Here is a 324-nt window from a genome sequence, read left to right as displayed (position 1 = left end):
TACAGGGAACGTGTGAAATGATGAATGTTCCTTATACGGGACCGGGGGTTATGGCCAGTGCCGTGGGCATGAACAAAGTGGTCAGTAAGAGCGCCTTCGTAGGTGCCGGTATTTCTACGGCCCCTTTTCGATACTATTTTGAAGAACAGGGCGTTGACAGTATTGCCGAAGAAATATGTCAAGTCTTTTCCTTACCTGTTGTCATCAAGTCGGCCGCCCAAGGGTCGAGTATCGGTACGTTTATTGTAAGAAAAAAAGACGACTTGAAGAGTGCTTTAAGCGAAGCTTTTGCATACGGCAAGTCCATTGTGGCCGAAGCTTTTT

1 pseudogene is annotated in these 324 nt (G+C 46.9%); it reads left to right on the top strand.

The annotated features are described in order from the left end of the window. Positions 1–324 (top strand): annotated as a pseudogene (locus PGX78_RS03435) (D-alanine--D-alanine ligase); the annotation flags it as partial.

The sequence above is a fragment of the Megasphaera sp. AF13-6AC genome (assembly GCF_027685385.1).
Taxonomy (GTDB): Bacteria; Bacillota; Negativicutes; order Veillonellales; family Megasphaeraceae; genus Megasphaera; species Megasphaera micronuciformis.
The sequence above is the reverse complement of the archived record's forward strand: the minus strand, read 5'-3'. Positions and strand labels throughout refer to the sequence as shown.